Below are 15,586 nucleotides of genomic sequence, written 5' to 3'. Positions count from 1 at the left end.
AATTTAAATTGCGCGCATACAAAATAATTAATAAAAAATTATGTATCGATGCACCAGCCGATAAATACGCTGTTTGTGCCGATAAAAATGCGCAGAGGGGCATGCCAATTACCCGCACATGGCGGCGCCAGTTGCCAACCATAACGCGGCAACCATGTTCATTTCTTGAGGGAAAATAAAAACTGGCGCGAATGCGCCAGTAGGGGAACTGTCTCCAATCCGCGACACAGGCGCCGGAGCGCCCGTGGGAATGGCTTACTTGTACGTTTTACGGGGTGGCGACTTCGGACGCGGTGGCGCAGGCTTGCGCTCCGTCGTGCCATCGTCAAGGCTGATGCGCAGTTTCTGGCCCGAGACCACGACCGATTTCAGGTGGTCGAGGATTTCCGGCGGCATGCCTTCCGGCAGGTCCAGCACGCTGTAGTTGTCAAAGATATCGATGCGGCCGATATGCTTGGCTTCCAGGTTCGCTTCGTTGGCGATGGCGCCGACGATGTTGCTTGGCGTTACGGCATGCTCGCGGCCCACTTCGATGCGGTAGGCCGTCACGCCTGGGCGTGGACGTTCCTTCTTCGGCGCGCGCGGGGCAACTTCGCCCGCGTCCGCTGGCGCATCCTTGAACGCTGGCGCGGACTTGGCGGCGAACGGCTTGCGCGGCGCGGCTGGCGGTGCCAGGTCCGGCGCGTCGCCGTCGCGGCTGATGCGCAGCTGCTGGCCCGCCACCCACACGATTTTCAGCTGATCCAGCAATTCTTTCGGCATGCTGTCTGGCAAGTCCAGGACGCTGTAGTCATCATAGATTTCGATGCGGCCGATGTTTTTCGAATCGATGCCCGCTTCGTTGGCGATGGCGCCCACGATATTGCCCGGTTTCACGCCATGCTGATGACCGACTTCGATGCGGAAGGTCTGCATGCCGGCGTCGGCCGGACGCTGGATGCGTTCCTTTTTCGGGAAGGCCGGGCGTTCGCCACGGTCGCTGCGCTCGTTACGGTCGAAGCGGTCGCCCCGTTCCGGACGGTCGTTGCGCTCGAAGCGGTCTTGGCGCACGGGACGGTCGTCTTGCCACGTGGCTTGCTCGCGCGCCTTGTTCTTGTCCAGCAGCAGTGGGACATTGCCACGCGCCATCTTCGCCAGGGCGGCGGCGATTTCGATGGCGGGAATGTTCTGTTCGCGTTCGAAGTCTTCGATCAGCGACTGGAACTGTTCCAGTTCGCCCAGGGCCAGGGTTTCGCTGATCTGTTCCTTGAACTTGGCGATACGCACGTCGTTGACGGCCTGGATCGTCGGCAGTTCCAGCATGCCGATAGGCTGGCGGGTCGAGCGTTCGATGGCTTTCAACAGGTTCTTTTCACGTGGAGTGATGAACAGGATCGCTTCGCCGCTGCGGCCGGCGCGGCCCGTGCGGCCGATGCGGTGGGTATAGCTTTCCGGATCGTGCGGCACGTCGTAGTTGACGACGTGGCTGATGCGCTCGACGTCCAGGCCGCGGGCGGCCACGTCGGTTGCCACGAGGATGTCGATCTTGCCGTCTTTCAACTGCTGGATCGTGCGCTCGCGCTGGGCTTGCTGAATGTCGCCATTGATGGCGGCAGCCGAGAAGCCACGCGCTTGCAGCTTGCCGGCCAGCTCTTCCGTGCCCAGCTTGGTGCGGGCGAAGATGATCATGCCGTCAAACGCTTCCGCTTCCAGGATGCGGGTCAGCGCGTCGAGCTTGTGCATGCCCGACACCAGCCAGTAGCGCTGGCGGATGTTGTCAGCCGTGCCCGTCTTGGCGGCAACCGTCACTTCGGCCGGGTTCACCAGGTAGGTCGTGGCGATGCGCTTGATGACGGAAGGCATGGTGGCCGAGAAGAGGGCCGTTTGATGGCCTTCCGGCGTTTCTTGCAAGATGCGTTCGACATCGTCGATAAAGCCCATGCGCAGCATTTCATCGGCTTCGTCCAGCACCAGGGTCTTCAGTTTGGACAGGTCGAGCGAACCCTTGTCCAGGTGATCGATGACGCGGCCAGGGGTGCCGACGACGACGTGCACGCCGCGGCGCAGGGCCGACAGTTGCGGGCCGTAGCTTTGGCCGCCGTAGATCGGCAGCACGTGGAAGCCGGGGATGTGGGCGGCATACACCTGGAACGCTTCGGCGACCTGGATGGCCAGTTCGCGCGTCGGTGCCAGGACCAGGGCTTGGGGTGAGCTTTGTTTCAGATCGATGCGCGACAGGATCGGCAAGGCGAAGGCGGCGGTTTTACCCGTGCCTGTTTGCGCCTGGCCCAGCACGTCGCGGTTCGCGAGCAATAATGGAATCGTGGCCGCCTGGATAGGCGACGGTGTTTCGTAACCGACATCCTTGAGCGCGCGAATCAGCGGCTCGCTCAGGTTAAGGTCGGAAAATAAGGAAATTGGTGTATCAGACATGAAATCACTCACAAGTTCGCTCGAATCGCCCAATGCGAAAGAGTGTATCTGCTAGTTTACTCTTTACTGGACCTTACCGGGTGGCCGCATGCCGCAGAACGCCGTTTTTTGCGCCATATCTACCGAAAAAAGCCAGAAAAATCGGCTATCCGCACGCAATTGGCGCGTGATTTTGCCAACATTAGACGATACACAACAATCTGCAGCCTGCGCCGGTTCCACGCGTCAACAGCAACGGCGGGCGCCTCGAGACGATGGCGCCCGCCCCGTTTCAGGTGCGCAAGAACTCCAGCAAGTCCTCATTAAGCCGGTCCTTGTGCGTCGTCGCCAGGCCGTGCGGCGCGCCCGCATACACGAGCAGCTTGCTGCCGATAATGAGCTCGGCCGTGCGCCGCGCCGAGGCGGCGATCGGCACGATCTGGTCGTCGTCGCCATGGATCACCAGGGTCGGCACATCGAACCTGGCCAGGTCGGCCGTAAAGTCCGTCTCGGAAAATTGCTTGATGCACAGGTAGGCGGCCGGCATGCCCGCCTGCATGCCTTGCCGCCAAAAACTGTCGCGCACGCCCTGCGACGGGGTGGCGCCGGGCCGGTTGTAGCCATAGAAGGCCTCGCTCAAGTCGCGGAAGAATTGGCTGCGGTCGGCCTGCACGCCCGCGCGGATGTCATCAAAAACGGATAGCGGCAAGCCCAGCGGGTTTTCCGCGGTTTGCAGCATCAGCGGCGGCACGGCGCCCACCAGCACGGCGCCGGCCAGGCGCTGCGTGCCATGGCGGCCGATGTAGCGGGCCACTTCGCCGCCGCCCGTCGAATGGCCGACGAGGGTAGCGCCCGTCAAGTCCAGCGCGGCGATCAAGGCGGCCAGGTCGTCGGCATAGGTATCCATGTCGTTGCCGTCGAACGGCTGGCTGGAGCGGCCATGGCCGCGCCGGTCGTGCGCGATGACGCGGTAGCCGCGCGAGGCAAGGTAGAACATCTGGTCTTCCCACGCGTCGGACGACAATGGCCAGCCGTGGCTGAAGACGACGGGCGGGCCGCTGCCCCAGTCCTTGTAGTAGATCAGGGTACCGTCGGCGGTACGCAGGGTATTGCTCGATTGCAAGTCAGGGCTAGTCATGGAACGCTCCTTGTCGGTGGACCAGCAGCCATTGTGGCCGCAATCGCCTTGCGCGCGCCGCGCGCTACGCCAGAGCATTGCGGTAGAGTAAGATTGCCGCTGCTTTGTTTTCCCGTATTCACTTTTGGAGTTGCCATGCGTTTTCCCTTCGTCCTCGCCGCCAGCCTGTTCAGCACGGCCGCCCTCGCCCAACCACTCGTTACCGAAGCGCCCCTGCGCGCCCACCTGTCCTTCCTGGCCGACGACTTGCTCGAAGGACGCGGCACGGGCCAGCGCGGCGGCGACCTGGCCGTGCGCTACCTGGAAACCCAGGCAGCCGTGGCCGGCTTGCAACCCTTGCCGGACGGCACATATCGCCAGGCGCTGACCATCGTCGGCAGCAAGGCTTTGCCATCGAGCAAGGTGACCTTCAGCGCGGGCGGCAAGACCTTGTCTCCCGCCTTCGGCCAGGACATCGTCTTCGGCGCGGCGAATGGCCAGGAAAAAGTGGCGTTCGACGCGCCCGTCGTGTTCGCCGGCTACGGCATCCGCGCGCCCGAAGAAAACTGGGACGATTTCAAGGGCGTCGACCTGAAAGGCAAGCTCGTCATCATAATGGTCAACGACCCGCAACCGACAGCAGCCGAACCGAACCGCTTTGCCGGCAAGTCGCTGACCTGGTACGGCCGCTGGGTCTACAAGTACGAGGAAGCGCTGCGCCAGGGCGCCGCCGGCGTGCTGCTGATCCATACGACGGCATCGGCCTCGTATCCATGGTCGGTGCCGGCCAACGGTTTCGGCCATGAGCGCTTCAACCTGGCCGGCGCAGGCAATGCCATGGAAGGATGGCTGCAGGAAGACTTGGCGCGCACGCTGTTCCAGGCCGGCGGACAGGACCTGGACGCCTTGCGCGCGCAGGCGGAAACACGCGAGTTCCGTCCCGTGGCCTTGAACGCCACGGTCAAGGTGGTCTTGAACAGCCAGATCCGCAGCATCGAGCAATTCAACGTGGCCGGCATCGTGCCGGGCACGGATCCGAAACTCAAGGACGAAGCCGTGATTTACTCGGCCCACTGGGACCACCTGGGCAAGGATGACGAAGGCAGCCAACGCGCCGGACAAAGCGACCATATCTACAACGGCGCCATCGACAACGCTTCGGGCGCGGCGGCCCTGCTGGCCATGGCGCAAGTTGCGGTAAAACAACCTGCACGGCGCACGCAGATCTTCCTGTGGCCGGCCGGCGAGGAAACGGGCATGCTGGGCAGCACGGCCTACACGCGCAAGCCCCTGTGGCCGCTGGCGAAAACGGCCGCCGACCTGAACCTCGACAGCATGAATTTCGTCGGCAAGACGCGCGACATCGGCGTGGCCGGCGCCGAGCGCAGCAGCCTGTACGCGAGCGCCGCCAAGGTGGCCAAGCGCATGGGCTTGCGTCTGGCACCCACCATTCCCGACTTGTCCGGCGCGTTTTACCGGGCCGACCATTTTGCCTTCGCCAAGGCTGGCGTGCCCGCCTTCAACGTGGGCTCGGCCGTGTTTTCCGGCGATGGTTCTTTCGATTTCGTCAAGGACCCGAAAGCATCGAGCGAGCGCCTGGTCGCCTTTAAAAAGGATTACCACCAGGTGACGGACGAGTACAACCCGTCATGGGACCTGTCGGGCATGGTGCAGCAGGCGCAGTTCACCCTGAATCTGGGCTATGAAGTGGCGAATGACAAGAATTTGCCTACATGGAACAAGGGCGAGGCGTTTGGAAAAGTAAAACGGTAAGCAGATAGCGGTGAACTAGCAAAAAAGGCCGGGGTCAGACCCTCAGGGTCAGACCCCAGTATTTGCCGTTAGCCCTGGCAAATCAAATTGCCATGATGCGTTTCAGGTCCACGAACGCGGTTTCGTACAAATGTTGAAACGCGCCGGTCATGACTTCTTCCACGCCTTCGGCCGCGTCGAACTCGCTCGACCATTCCGCCACGCAGGAAGCGGCGCCCGGTTCGCCCGTGACGCGCAAAGTAGAACGGTAGTTCTTGACGGGGATCGGGCCCGAGACGATGGTGTAACTGTAGCTCTTGTCCGCTTCGCTGTAGCTTTGCAGGCGTTCGGCGATGATGGCGCCGTCCGTGGTTTTCAGGCGGCGCACGCGGCCGCCGTGCTCGGACAGGCTGGTCTTGATCGAGCTAGACCATTCAGCCAGCGACTGGAAGCCGCCGATAAAATCCCACACGCGTTCGGCGCTTGCCGCCAATGTTACAGAAACAATTACTTGGGCCATCTTTAATTCGGTTCCTTATCCAGGTTTGCCGGGCGCCGTGCCCGGCCGGCCGGAGTTGCCCGGCACAGCCGCTATTTTAACGCCCATGCGGCGTTGCTGCTGGGCGGAAAATAGCAACAGGCCAGCCTGGCGAGGCAGTCTTACAGATTTTCTGCCAGGAAAATCAAGGAATTGCCATGTGCCTGGGCAGCGGCGCGCTGCTGGTAGCTGTCGCGGTGGGTGCAATTGAAACCGTGCTCGGCGCCCGGGTAGATATGGATTTCCACGTCTTGCCGGTCTTCGAAGCGCTCGGCGATCTTTTGCACGGCTTCCGGCGGGATATGGCTGTCCTGGCCGCCGAAATGCATGAGCAGCGGCACCTGGATCCGGTCAGCCAGGTCCAGCTTGTTCTGGATGCCGCCGCCGTAATAGGCGATGGCAACATCGACCAGACCGGCCGCGGCCGCCTGGAACGACAGCCGGCCACCGAAGCAGTAGCCGACGGAAGCCAGCTTGCCCGTCACTTCAGGACGCGCGCGCAGGACGGCGATGGTGGCGGCGATATCGGCGTCGGCATGCGGATTGTCGGTAGCCTGCATCAGTTCGACGGCGCGCTTCCAGCCGTCCGCGTCATAGCCCAGCTCGATGTGCGCGCCGGCGCGCCAGAACAGGTCCGGCACCAGCACCACGTAGCCATCGGCCGCGTACTGGTCGGCCACGGCGCGGATGTGCTCGTTGACGCCGAAAATTTCCTGCAACAGGATGATGGCGGGGCCCTTGCCCACGTGCGGCACGGCCAGGTAAGCCTGGAAGCTGCCGTCCGGGCCGGCGATATCGATCCACTGCGATGTTGTGCTCATAGAAAACTCCAGTCTGAGGTTGGGGGAATGCCACAGCCAGGCATGTTACTGGTTTTCCCCACTTTCTGCGCCCGCCCTTTGTCCAGGCTTAATACATCTCGCGCAGGTAAATCACGGGACCCGACTTGAAGACGCCAAAGACGACGGTGCCCACAGTGCTGGCCAGGTAAGGATGGTTGCCCACGGAAACGTCCACGCTGCCGGCCTTGCCGGCGCCGGGCGCCAGCAACGTCAGGAGATTGGTTTGCGGCAGTGCGCCTTGCGTGACGGTATAGGTCCGGTTATCAACGGCCAGCTTGGCGCAGTCCAGCGTCTTCTTGCAATTGGCCAGCACCACGTCCGACTTGCTCAAGGCACTGATGCTGTCGAGCAGATTCGTGATCCATTTCGTCCCATTCCAGTACTGGACTTGCACGGCCAGCCTGACGGGCAGCAATTCGGAGCCATAGCCGTGGGGCACCATCCATTGCCCCGACAGCACGGTCAACCGTGCCTCGTTCTGTACCAATGGCGAGATTGAATTGACGATAGCGCCGTCGGGATACTTGCTGCTGGCGCGCAAGCGCACGTCGGTGGGCGCCACCTTCACCGGCACGCCTGCCTTGCCCGGAAAACGGTAGGCGACCATGGGCGAAGCGACGCCGAGGGTGAATTTCGCGGGCGCCACGCCGGTAACGGTCGTTTGCGCCTTGCTGCCATCGGTGAGGCGGCTGCTGCCATCAGCGGTACTCGGCGGAAAGGCGGTGGCACCCGTGGCCGCATCCCAGCCATCGAGCAGCACGGGCGCCAGGACGCTCGGATTGCGTTCATCATAATTTTTGGTCGGCGTCCCGCCTTGGGCGCGCGCCGTCACGCGCACGCCTATCGCCTGTCCCGAGTAGGCGTAGCGGCCTTTCTCCCCGTCGTCGGCGCAGGTGAGCGGCGCGGCGCATGGAATGGCGATGCCGTCGCTGGCCTTGGGCTGGTCCGCATCCTTGCTCCTGATCAACTCCGTGATGAAGTGGTGCGGGATGAAGCGCACCTCCCCGCTCAAGCCCGACGCCTTGGGCAAGGTCGGTACGGCAATGTTGGCATCCAGGTAGCCGTTGGGGTTGGCCAGATTGAAGGCGATGGTGATGATTCCCACTTCCGGCCAGTTCATGTCGCTGCTGGTAACGATGCCATTCTTGAAGACCACGCCCCCCAGCACGGCCGGCTTGGCTGGCGCGGCGATCTCGCCTGTCGTCGGCCGGACCAGGCTGGCCAGCGACGGCAGCGCCGTCTCTGCCGTCTTTTCATTGCCAAAGTTGGGCGCCAGGTTGCCCGCGTTATTGAGCGCGCGCATGCCGACCGTCACGGGTGCGCCCGCGCGCTGGGGGCTGGCAATGACCGGGGCGCTGAAGGCGGCCGGCACGACGATGACATCGGCGTTGCCCGTCATGCTCAAGCCGGCGTCGCCGGTAATGGCCGACCCCGTGTAAGTGGCCTTCAGATTCAGCTTGCCCACGTCCGCATACGACATGATGGCCGTGGCGACGCCCTGGTCGTTGAACGCCAGGTTGACGTTCGCGCCCGCCGTGCTGCAGGCGCTGCTGTTGTTCGGGGCCAGTGGCACGAAGGCCCCCGTCCCCTGCGCGAAGACAGGCAGGGTGCCGCTGGCAGGATTGCCATAGCTGCAGGCGAGGTTCAGGTCCTTGTTGGTATTTTTGAACAGCGGCACGCACGCCTGCGCATTGGGGGAAGCCTGCACGGCGCTGACGTCGAACGCCTTTTGCGTGGCCGAAACATGATTGACGGGAATAACCGTCAAGCCTGTCGCCGCAAAGTTCATGTCGCAGCTGCTGCTGTTGTCCGATGCGCGCTTGCATACGAGCGCGCCGGTGGTGCCGGGCACGCTCGTCAGGCTCAGGGTGGCCGTGCCGGCCGTGTACTGGCGCACGCTGGCCGTTGCCACCCCGCTGCTGCCTATCTGCGTCGCCGTGCCGCCGGGGCTGACGGTGACATTCGCGCCGTTCGTGTACTTGGCGCTGCAGGCGGCATCTGCGCACGCCGTCACCGTCACTGGCTGCGGCGCACACGTCAGGGCATTGCCTGAATGCTCGATCTGGAAGTGGTGCGGCCCTGCCAGCGTACCGGGCCCGCACTTCGGCCCCATCGGTTCATTGAAGGCCCAGCCGCTGTTGTTCGTCACGCAACTGCACGGGTTCGATGGCGTATACGCCTTGCAAGTGATGGTTTGCTGCACCCGGCCCTGCCAGCCCAGGGTGATGTGGTCGACCAGCGCATTGCCCGTGATATACGCGTTGGACGAGTCCAGCGTGACGTTGCCGCCCTCGACGTTGCCCTTCACGCCATTGCCGGAGGCGATGCTCAGGGAGCTGGACGCTTTCACGTCGCCCGTGACCAGCAGGCCGGACGCCTTCAGGTCGATGGTCGGCGACGTCAGGTTGCCCTTCACCTGGCTGCCCGAACCGACTGTCAGCGAGGTACTGGCCGTGATATCGCCCTGCACCTGGCTGTTCGCTGCCTCGATGCTGACGACGGGCGCCTTGGTGGTGCCATTCAGGTTGCTGCCCGAACCAAGGCTGAACGCGTTGACAGCCGTCACGTCGCCCGTGATCGACACGCCGGAACTGGTGGTGATGCTGCTGCCGTTGACGGGTCCCGTTATGGTCGAGCTGGAGCCGATGCTGACGTTGCCGCTGGCCTTCACGCTGCCCGTGATCGTGACCTTGGAGTTGCCGCTGATCGAGCCGCCGCTGATGGCGCCATTCAGCGTCGAGCCGGAGGAAATGTCGATATTGCCCGTGGCCGTGATATTGCCCGTCACCTTCACGGGCGTGCCGCCCAGGGAGACGGACGCCGCCGAGATATCGGCCACGAGCACGGTGCCGCCCTGCGCCCCCACCTTGAAATTGCCGCCCTTGGCCGTCAGGCTGCCGCCCGTGATTTTCAGGTTGGGCGGATTGACATTGCCGATGTCGATATTCTTGTTGGCGGTCAGGGCCGCCGTGCCGCTCATGCTCAGGCCCTGGTTGTAGTCGATGCTCACATCGCTGTTGACCGTCACGCCATAGCCGCTGGCGATGACGACGTTGTCGGTGCTGCCCATGATCAGGCTGGCGCAAGTATATTGGTTGCTGGACGCCGGCAGAGTGCAGCCGCTGACGGCGCCGCCATTGAAGTTGAGCGTAACCGCGTGGGCAAGGGATGAGCCCAACAGTAATGTCAGGGCGGCAAAAAGATGGAGTAAGCGCACGATATTCAGGAATCCGATGGGTGGGGAGCCAGCGGGCGCGCGGATTATTTCATGCTAACCTACGCCATCGCCGTTGTTGCATTATGGCAGTATTTATCCCCCTCGCGCATATCGCATGATCAAGCAAAACCCCAAAGAATTCCCCCTGCGCACCGTCGACATCATCGTCTATCCCGGTTTCAAGGCACTCGAAGCCATCGGCGCCATGAAGGTGTTTGACTACGCCAACACCCATTTGCGCCTGCGTAACCTGCCCGGCGGCTACGACGTGCGCATCGCCTCGACGGCCATCGGCCCGGTCGAATCGGACACCCTGATGTCGTTGCACGCCAGCAAGGCGCTCGATGCCAGCCGCTTGCCCGATCTGGCCGTCATCGTCGGCTGCCACCACGTCGAGCAAGTCTTGCAGGACATTCCCGCCCTCGCCGCCTGGGTGGCCGAAGCGGCACCCCGCATCGATACCCTGGCGGCCCTGTGCACGGGCTGCTTCTTCCTGGCCGAGGCGGGCGTGCTTGACGGCAAGAGCGCGGCCACGCACTGGAGCGCCGTGGACAGTTTGCGCCAGCGCTATCCATTGATACAGGTCAATGCCGATGCGATTTTCGTGCGGGAAGGGAAATTCTGGACGTCGGCCGGCGTGACGGCCGGCATCGACCTCGCGCTGGCCCTGGTGGAAGACGATTTCAGCCGCGATATCGCGCTGGAAGTGGCGCGCGACCTGGTGGTGTATTTGAAGCGGCCGGGCGGCCAGTCGCAGTTTTCCGTGCACCTGTCGAGCCAGATGACGACGCATCCGACCATCCGCCAGTTGCAGGGCTGGATCATGGAGCATCTTGCCGAAGAGCTCACCGTGCCGCTGCTGGCGGCCAGGCTGGCCATGAGCGAGCGCAATTTTACGCGCGTGTTTCAGCGCGAAACGGGCACCAGTCCCACGGAATTCATCGACACGGCCCGCTTCGAAGTGGCGCGCCGCTTGCTGGAGGACAATGTGTCTTCCTTAAAACAGGTGGCCGTGCAGGCGGGCTTGCATAGCGAAGAGAGGCTGCGCCGCCTGTTTCAAAAGAAACTCGCCATCACGCCGCGCGACTACCGCGAGCGCTTTTCCAGCACGGCGCGCTAGGCGCAGCGGGAATCAGCGCGGCTTGCCGTGACGCACGTGGCGCGTGGCCAGTTGGCGGCTCTGACGGGCCAGCGGTGTAAACAGCAGTGCGCACAACAGATACGTAGCCAGCAGCGCCAGCCAGATGGCGGGCGTGGCAAGGCTGGCGGCATTGCTCCACCACAAGGCCAGCAGGGAAGACAGGGCCGCGCCGAGGAAGACGGGCAGCATGCGGCGCAAGGTCGCGAGGTAGGCAGTGGCAAACATGGACGGCTCCCAAAGCAAGGCGGATGTCTTCACACTAGCAGGGGCAGCCAGCGAAGTACAGCCTGCCGCCCTGCCCCGTCCGTCAAGTGTTGCGCAATACGTACATTCAGCTCAATCCAGCGCGCTTAATACAGCACGACCGAACGGATCGATTCGCCGCTCTTCATCAGGTCGAAGCCCTGGTTGATATCCTCGAGCTTCAGGCGGTGCGTGATCAGGTCGTCAATATTGAGCTTGCCTTCCATATACCAGTCGACGATCTTCGGCACGTCCGTGCGCCCGCGCGCGCCGCCGAAGGCCGAACCGCGCCATTCGCGCCCCGTCACCAGCTGGAATGGCCGCGTGGAAATTTCCTGGCCAGCCGCCGCCACGCCGATGATGAAAGACTTGCCCCAGCCCTTGTGCGTGCACTCGAGCGCCTGGCGCATCAGGGTCGTGTTGCCCACGCATTCAAACGAGTAATCGGCGCCTCCATCCGTCAGCTGCACGATGGCGTCGACGACGTTTTCCACTTCGTTCGGGTTGATGAAATGCGTCATGCCGAACTTGCGCGCGATGGCCTGGCGCGCCGGGTTGATGTCGATACCGATGATCTTGTCGGCGCCGACCATCTTCGCCGCCTGGATCACGTTCAGGCCGATGCCGCCCAGGCCGAACACGGCCACGTTGGCGCCCGCCTCGACCTTCGCCGAGAACAGGACAGCGCCCACGCCCGTCGTCACGCCGCAGCCGATGTAGCACACCTTATCGAACGGCGCGTCGGAGCGGATTTTTGCGAGAGCGATTTCCGGCACGACGATGTAGTTCGAGAAGGTCGATGTGCCCATGTAGTGGAACAGCGGCTGGCCATTCAGCGAGAAGCGGCTGGTGGCGTCCGGCATCAGGCCGCGGCCCTGCGTGGAACGGATGGCCTGGCACAGGTTCGTCTTTTGCGACAGGCAGAACTTGCACTGGCGGCATTCCGGCGTGTACAGGGGAATGACGTGGTCATCCTTTTTCAGGGTGGTCACGCCCGGGCCCACGTCGACGACGACGCCGGCGCCTTCATGGCCGAGGATGGCAGGGAAGATGCCTTCCGGGTCGGCGCCGGACAGGGTGTAGTAATCGGTGTGGCAAATGCCCGTGGCTTTCAGCTCGACCAGCACTTCGCCGGCGCGCGGGCCGGCCAGGTCGACTTCTTCGATGGTCAGCGGGGCGCCCGCCTTCCAGGCAATCGCGGCTTTGGTTTTCATGTGTGTCATTCCTGCTCGGTTTCAGATGCGCCATTATCGGGCGGCTGCGGGCGCGGCGGTGCCGCTGGACCCGCGCTTGTCTGAAAACGCGGCGCATTTGTCCGATGCCGCCGCACGGTGCAGCAGCGCACGGAAGTGCGGCCGCCACGCGGGGTATGCTTGCGCAAGCTCAATCATGCCGACGCCAAAACGCGCATTCTTGCAGCAAACCTGGCGCCATACCGTGCAGCCGTTTCATCGTTCCCGCAGGAGACTGACATGCGCCACTTCCTATCCCGGTTTTCCCCTGCCTGGCCAGCTTTGCTGCTGGCCTGCTGCCTGAGCCTGCTGGTATCGTGTGGCGGGGGCGGCGGCCACCATCCGCCTGCCGCCGGCACCGGCAGCCTGAATGTCAGCATCGGCGGCTTGCCTGCCGGCGTGGCGGGCGCCGTCACGGTGGGCGGGCCCGCGTCATACAGCAAGGCGCTGACGGCGAGCACCACGCTCACCGGCCTGGCGCCCGGCGTCTACACGCTCAGCGCCGCCAGCGTGGCGCAAGGCACGGGGACGCTGGCGCCCATGCCCGTCACCCAGCAGGTGCAAGTCAATGCGGGGGCGACGGCCAGCGCCAGCGTCCTGTATGCGGCCGCCACGCCGCTGGCCCTGGGGCTGCAGGAAGTGGCCAGCGGCTTGAGCGCGCCCATCTTCCTCACGGCGCCGCCCGGCGACAGCCGTTTGTTCATCATCGAACGGGCCGGCCGCATCCGTGTGATGCAAAATGGCAACCTACTGGCCACGCCCTTCCTCGACATCAGTACGCTCACCACCACGAGCGGCGAACGGGGCTTGCTGTCGCTGGCCTTCCATCCGCAATACGCCAGCAATGGCTATTTCTTCCTGTATTACACCAACCTGGCCGGCGATATCGTCATCGAGCGGCGGCAAGTGTCGGCTGGCAACGCCAACGTGGCCGATCCCCTGTCCGCGCTGACCATCCTGACGATTGCCCACCCCACGTTCAGCAACCACTATGGCGGCTTGCTCAGCTTTGGGCCGGACGGCTATCTGTATGCGGGCACGGGCGACGGCGGCAGCGCGGGCGACCCGCCCGGCAATGCGCAAAACACCAACGTGCTCTTGGGAAAACTGCTGCGCCTGGACGTCAACGCCAGCAGCGTCGCCCAACCGTATGCCATTCCGCCGGGCAACCCATTTGCGGCGGCAGGCGGGCGCCCTGAAATCTGGGCCTACGGCTTGCGCAACCCGTGGCGCTACGCTTTCGATGTGCCGGCCCAGCTGCTGTACCTCGCCGACGTGGGCCAGGGCAACTGGGAAGAGGTCGATGTGCGTCCCGTGGGCCAGGCGGGCAACAACTATGGCTGGAACATCATGGAAGGCGCGCACTGCTACAACAGTGCCAGCTGCAACCAGGCGGGGCTGGTCCTGCCCGCCATCGAATACGGCCACGATGCGGCCGGCGGCTGCTCGATCACGGGCGGCTATGTGTACCGGGGGGCGGCCTTGCCGGAGCTGGCGGGGCAGTACCTGTATTCGGACTACTGCAGCGGCTGGCTGAAGAGTTTCAGCTACAGCAATGGCACGGCATCGGCCGTGACAGACTGGGGCATCACGAACGTGGGTAACATCCTGTCGTTTGGCCAGGATGGTCAAAACGAGCTGTACATGCTGAGCGGCACGGGCAAGGTGTACAAGATCGTCCGTAAATAGGCGTACGCAAACCTGCGTGCCAGTGAAGCGGACGGCACGCACGCGGCTGAGGGCATTTTTCGACGGGACGCGGGGAACCGGCTAGAATTGATATTTCCGCCGCGCCCTGCGCATCAGACCAAGAGAACACCATGGCCCGTTTGAAACTTGAATTTCCTGAAGACCAGTACTGCTATTCCTCGCAACTGACGGTACGCACGACGGACATCAATGCCGGCAACCATCTCGGCAACGATTCCATGATTTCCATGATTTCCGAGGCGCGCGCCCGCTTCCTGTTCGAATATGGCGTGCGCGACATCGAAGCGGACGGCACCGGCATCATCGTCACCGACCTGGCCACCACCTACCGCGCCGAAGCCCATGCGCGCGACCAGCTGCTGTTCGAAGTGGGCGTCATGGATTTCAACAAGTATGGCGGCGATATCACCTTCCGCATCACGCGCCCGCGCGACAACACCCTGATCGCCATGGCCAAGTCCGGTTTTGTCTTCTTCAACTATAAGCTCAGCCAGGTCGTGCCCATGGCGGAAGATTTCGGCAGCAAGTTCCCACAGGTAAACTGGATCGACTGAGGCGCGGTACATTCTGGCCATCATCCTGTATGCTTATCAGGATGACATGCAAAATCAACCTGCGCCACACCGGCGCCTGCCTGCTGGCCGCTTGCGCGATGGCGGCACCCGGCATCGGCCATGCCGCGCCGCAAACCGTCATCCTGTACGGCGACGACGATTATGCACCGTACAGCTATGTGGAAAACGGCGTTTTCAAGGGCATGTATGTCGACATCCTGCGCCTGGCAGCCAGTGCGATGCCCGATTACCGGCTGGAACTGCAGCCACGCCCCTGGAAACGGGGGCTAGCCGCGCTGGAAAAGGGCCAGGTTTTCGGCCTGTTTCCACCCGGACGCAAAACGCAACGGCCGTACGTGCAACCGTATTCGGCCATGCTGTACCGCGAATCAGTGGTCCTGTTTTGCCATGATGCCGTCATGCGCACGCCGCGCACGCGGTTTCCCGCCGACTTTGCCGGCCTGACCATCGGCGTCAATACAGGATTTTTGCTCTCGGAAAAACTGATGGCGCCAGCCCGCGAGGGGTTGCTGCGCCTGGAAGCGGCCAAGGGGAATGAAGCCAACCTGAAAAAACTGGCCTTGCGGCGCATCGATTGCTACGCCAGCGACCGCGGCGCGGCGCGCCACACGGCACGCCAGCTGGGCGCCGAACTGGCCAGTTACGGCTTTCAATTGCACGAAGTGCTGGAATTGTCGTCCGAAGCCACCTATATCGCCTACAGCGCGCGTAACGCACCGGCCTACAAGGCCGATTTCATCGCGCAGATGAATGCCGCCCTGCTGGCCCTGCGGCAGAACGGCCAGCTGGCGCGCATCGAACAAGCCTATCTGCGCTGACAGGCGGCGC

General features: G+C 63.3%; 12 protein-coding genes. 5 read left to right on the top strand and 7 right to left on the bottom strand.

Annotated elements, in window-relative coordinates; all coding sequences use genetic code 11:
• Positions 1-255: 255 nt before the first annotated feature.
• Positions 256-2,412 carry a DEAD/DEAH box helicase gene (locus LSO07_RS04095; RefSeq protein ID WP_151092423.1) on the bottom strand — a complete coding sequence of 719 codons (2,157 nt, stop codon included), beginning with the start codon at positions 2,410-2,412 and terminating at the stop codon, positions 256-258.
• A 271-nt stretch (positions 2,413-2,683) separates the two neighbouring features.
• A complete protein-coding gene (locus LSO07_RS04090; RefSeq protein ID WP_151092421.1) occupies positions 2,684-3,529 on the bottom strand; it encodes an alpha/beta fold hydrolase in 846 nt (281 codons plus the stop codon).
• 135 nt (positions 3,530-3,664) lie between these two features.
• Here LSO07_RS04090 and LSO07_RS04085 point away from each other — a divergent pair, with 135 nt between their 5' ends.
• Positions 3,665-5,281, top strand: a complete 1,617-nt coding sequence (locus LSO07_RS04085; RefSeq protein WP_151092419.1) for a M28 family peptidase — start codon at positions 3,665-3,667, stop codon at positions 5,279-5,281.
• Between the two features lie 82 nt (positions 5,282-5,363).
• On the opposite strand, the gene LSO07_RS04080 is transcribed toward LSO07_RS04085, so the two are convergent.
• The 3 genes from LSO07_RS04080 to LSO07_RS04070 form a co-directional block, all read right to left on the bottom strand.
• Positions 5,364-5,780 (bottom strand): SRPBCC family protein, encoded by a 417-nt coding sequence (locus LSO07_RS04080; protein WP_151092417.1) that lies wholly within the window; start codon positions 5,778-5,780, stop codon positions 5,364-5,366.
• A 140-nt stretch (positions 5,781-5,920) separates the two neighbouring features.
• Positions 5,921-6,619, bottom strand: a complete 699-nt coding sequence (locus LSO07_RS04075) for a dienelactone hydrolase family protein (RefSeq protein WP_099395909.1) — start codon at positions 6,617-6,619, stop codon at positions 5,921-5,923.
• Positions 6,620-6,707: 88 nt separating this feature from the next.
• On the bottom strand, positions 6,708-9,818 hold the full coding sequence (locus LSO07_RS04070) for a polymer-forming cytoskeletal protein (RefSeq protein WP_151092415.1): 3,111 nt from the start codon (positions 9,816-9,818) through the stop codon (positions 6,708-6,710).
• Positions 9,819-9,972: 154 nt separating this feature from the next.
• On the opposite strand from LSO07_RS04070, the gene LSO07_RS04065 reads away from it, so the two are divergent.
• Positions 9,973-10,977: a GlxA family transcriptional regulator gene (locus tag LSO07_RS04065; RefSeq protein WP_151092413.1), complete on the top strand. Its 1,005-nt coding sequence runs from the start codon at positions 9,973-9,975 to the stop codon at positions 10,975-10,977.
• A gap of 12 nt (positions 10,978-10,989) precedes the next feature.
• On the opposite strand, the gene LSO07_RS04060 is transcribed toward LSO07_RS04065, so the two are convergent.
• The gene (locus LSO07_RS04060) at positions 10,990-11,223 is read right to left on the bottom strand and encodes a hypothetical protein (RefSeq protein WP_034784311.1); all 234 of its coding nucleotides are present in this window, start codon (positions 11,221-11,223) and stop codon (positions 10,990-10,992) included.
• Between the two features lie 125 nt (positions 11,224-11,348).
• On the bottom strand, positions 11,349-12,455 hold the full coding sequence (locus LSO07_RS04055; RefSeq protein WP_034784313.1) for an S-(hydroxymethyl)glutathione dehydrogenase/class III alcohol dehydrogenase: 1,107 nt from the start codon (positions 12,453-12,455) through the stop codon (positions 11,349-11,351).
• A gap of 258 nt (positions 12,456-12,713) precedes the next feature.
• On the opposite strand from LSO07_RS04055, the gene LSO07_RS04050 reads away from it, so the two are divergent.
• The 3 genes from LSO07_RS04050 to LSO07_RS04040 all read left to right on the top strand — a co-directional run bounded on the left by LSO07_RS04050 (position 12,714) and on the right by LSO07_RS04040 (position 15,576).
• A complete protein-coding gene (locus LSO07_RS04050; protein WP_151092411.1) occupies positions 12,714-14,162 on the top strand; it encodes a PQQ-dependent sugar dehydrogenase in 1,449 nt (482 codons plus the stop codon).
• Between the two features lie 131 nt (positions 14,163-14,293).
• Entirely contained in the window at positions 14,294-14,737 is a 444-nt protein-coding gene (locus LSO07_RS04045; protein ID WP_034784316.1) for a thioesterase family protein, read from the top strand.
• A 41-nt stretch (positions 14,738-14,778) separates the two neighbouring features.
• Complete coding sequence (locus tag LSO07_RS04040; protein ID WP_208672448.1) at positions 14,779-15,576, top strand: substrate-binding periplasmic protein; 798 nt, start codon at positions 14,779-14,781, stop codon at positions 15,574-15,576.
• The last annotated feature ends 10 nt before the right edge of the window (positions 15,577-15,586 follow it).

It is taken from the genome of Janthinobacterium sp. PLB04 (genome assembly GCF_021165895.1).
GTDB lineage: Bacteria > Pseudomonadota > Gammaproteobacteria > Burkholderiales > Burkholderiaceae_D > Janthinobacterium > Janthinobacterium lividum.
This window is presented reverse-complemented; position numbering and strand designations above follow the sequence as displayed.

Coding starts and splice junctions, on each gene's coding strand:
- LSO07_RS04065 (WP_151092413.1), top strand. CDS start 9,973: ATGATCAAGCAAAACCCCAAAGAATTCCCCCTGCGCACCGTCGACATC.
- LSO07_RS04045 (WP_034784316.1), top strand. CDS start 14,294: ATGGCCCGTTTGAAACTTGAATTTCCTGAAGACCAGTACTGCTATTCC.
- LSO07_RS04075 (WP_099395909.1), bottom strand. CDS start 6,619: ATGAGCACAACATCGCAGTGGATCGATATCGCCGGCCCGGACGGCAGC.
- LSO07_RS04095 (WP_151092423.1), bottom strand. CDS start 2,412: ATGTCTGATACACCAATTTCCTTATTTTCCGACCTTAACCTGAGCGAG.
- LSO07_RS04080 (WP_151092417.1), bottom strand. CDS start 5,780: ATGGCCCAAGTAATTGTTTCTGTAACATTGGCGGCAAGCGCCGAACGC.
- LSO07_RS04040 (WP_208672448.1), top strand. CDS start 14,779: ATGACATGCAAAATCAACCTGCGCCACACCGGCGCCTGCCTGCTGGCC.
- LSO07_RS04050 (WP_151092411.1), top strand. CDS start 12,714: ATGCGCCACTTCCTATCCCGGTTTTCCCCTGCCTGGCCAGCTTTGCTG.
- LSO07_RS04055 (WP_034784313.1), bottom strand. CDS start 12,455: ATGAAAACCAAAGCCGCGATTGCCTGGAAGGCGGGCGCCCCGCTGACC.
- LSO07_RS04090 (WP_151092421.1), bottom strand. CDS start 3,529: ATGACTAGCCCTGACTTGCAATCGAGCAATACCCTGCGTACCGCCGAC.
- LSO07_RS04085 (WP_151092419.1), top strand. CDS start 3,665: ATGCGTTTTCCCTTCGTCCTCGCCGCCAGCCTGTTCAGCACGGCCGCC.
- LSO07_RS04060 (WP_034784311.1), bottom strand. CDS start 11,223: ATGTTTGCCACTGCCTACCTCGCGACCTTGCGCCGCATGCTGCCCGTC.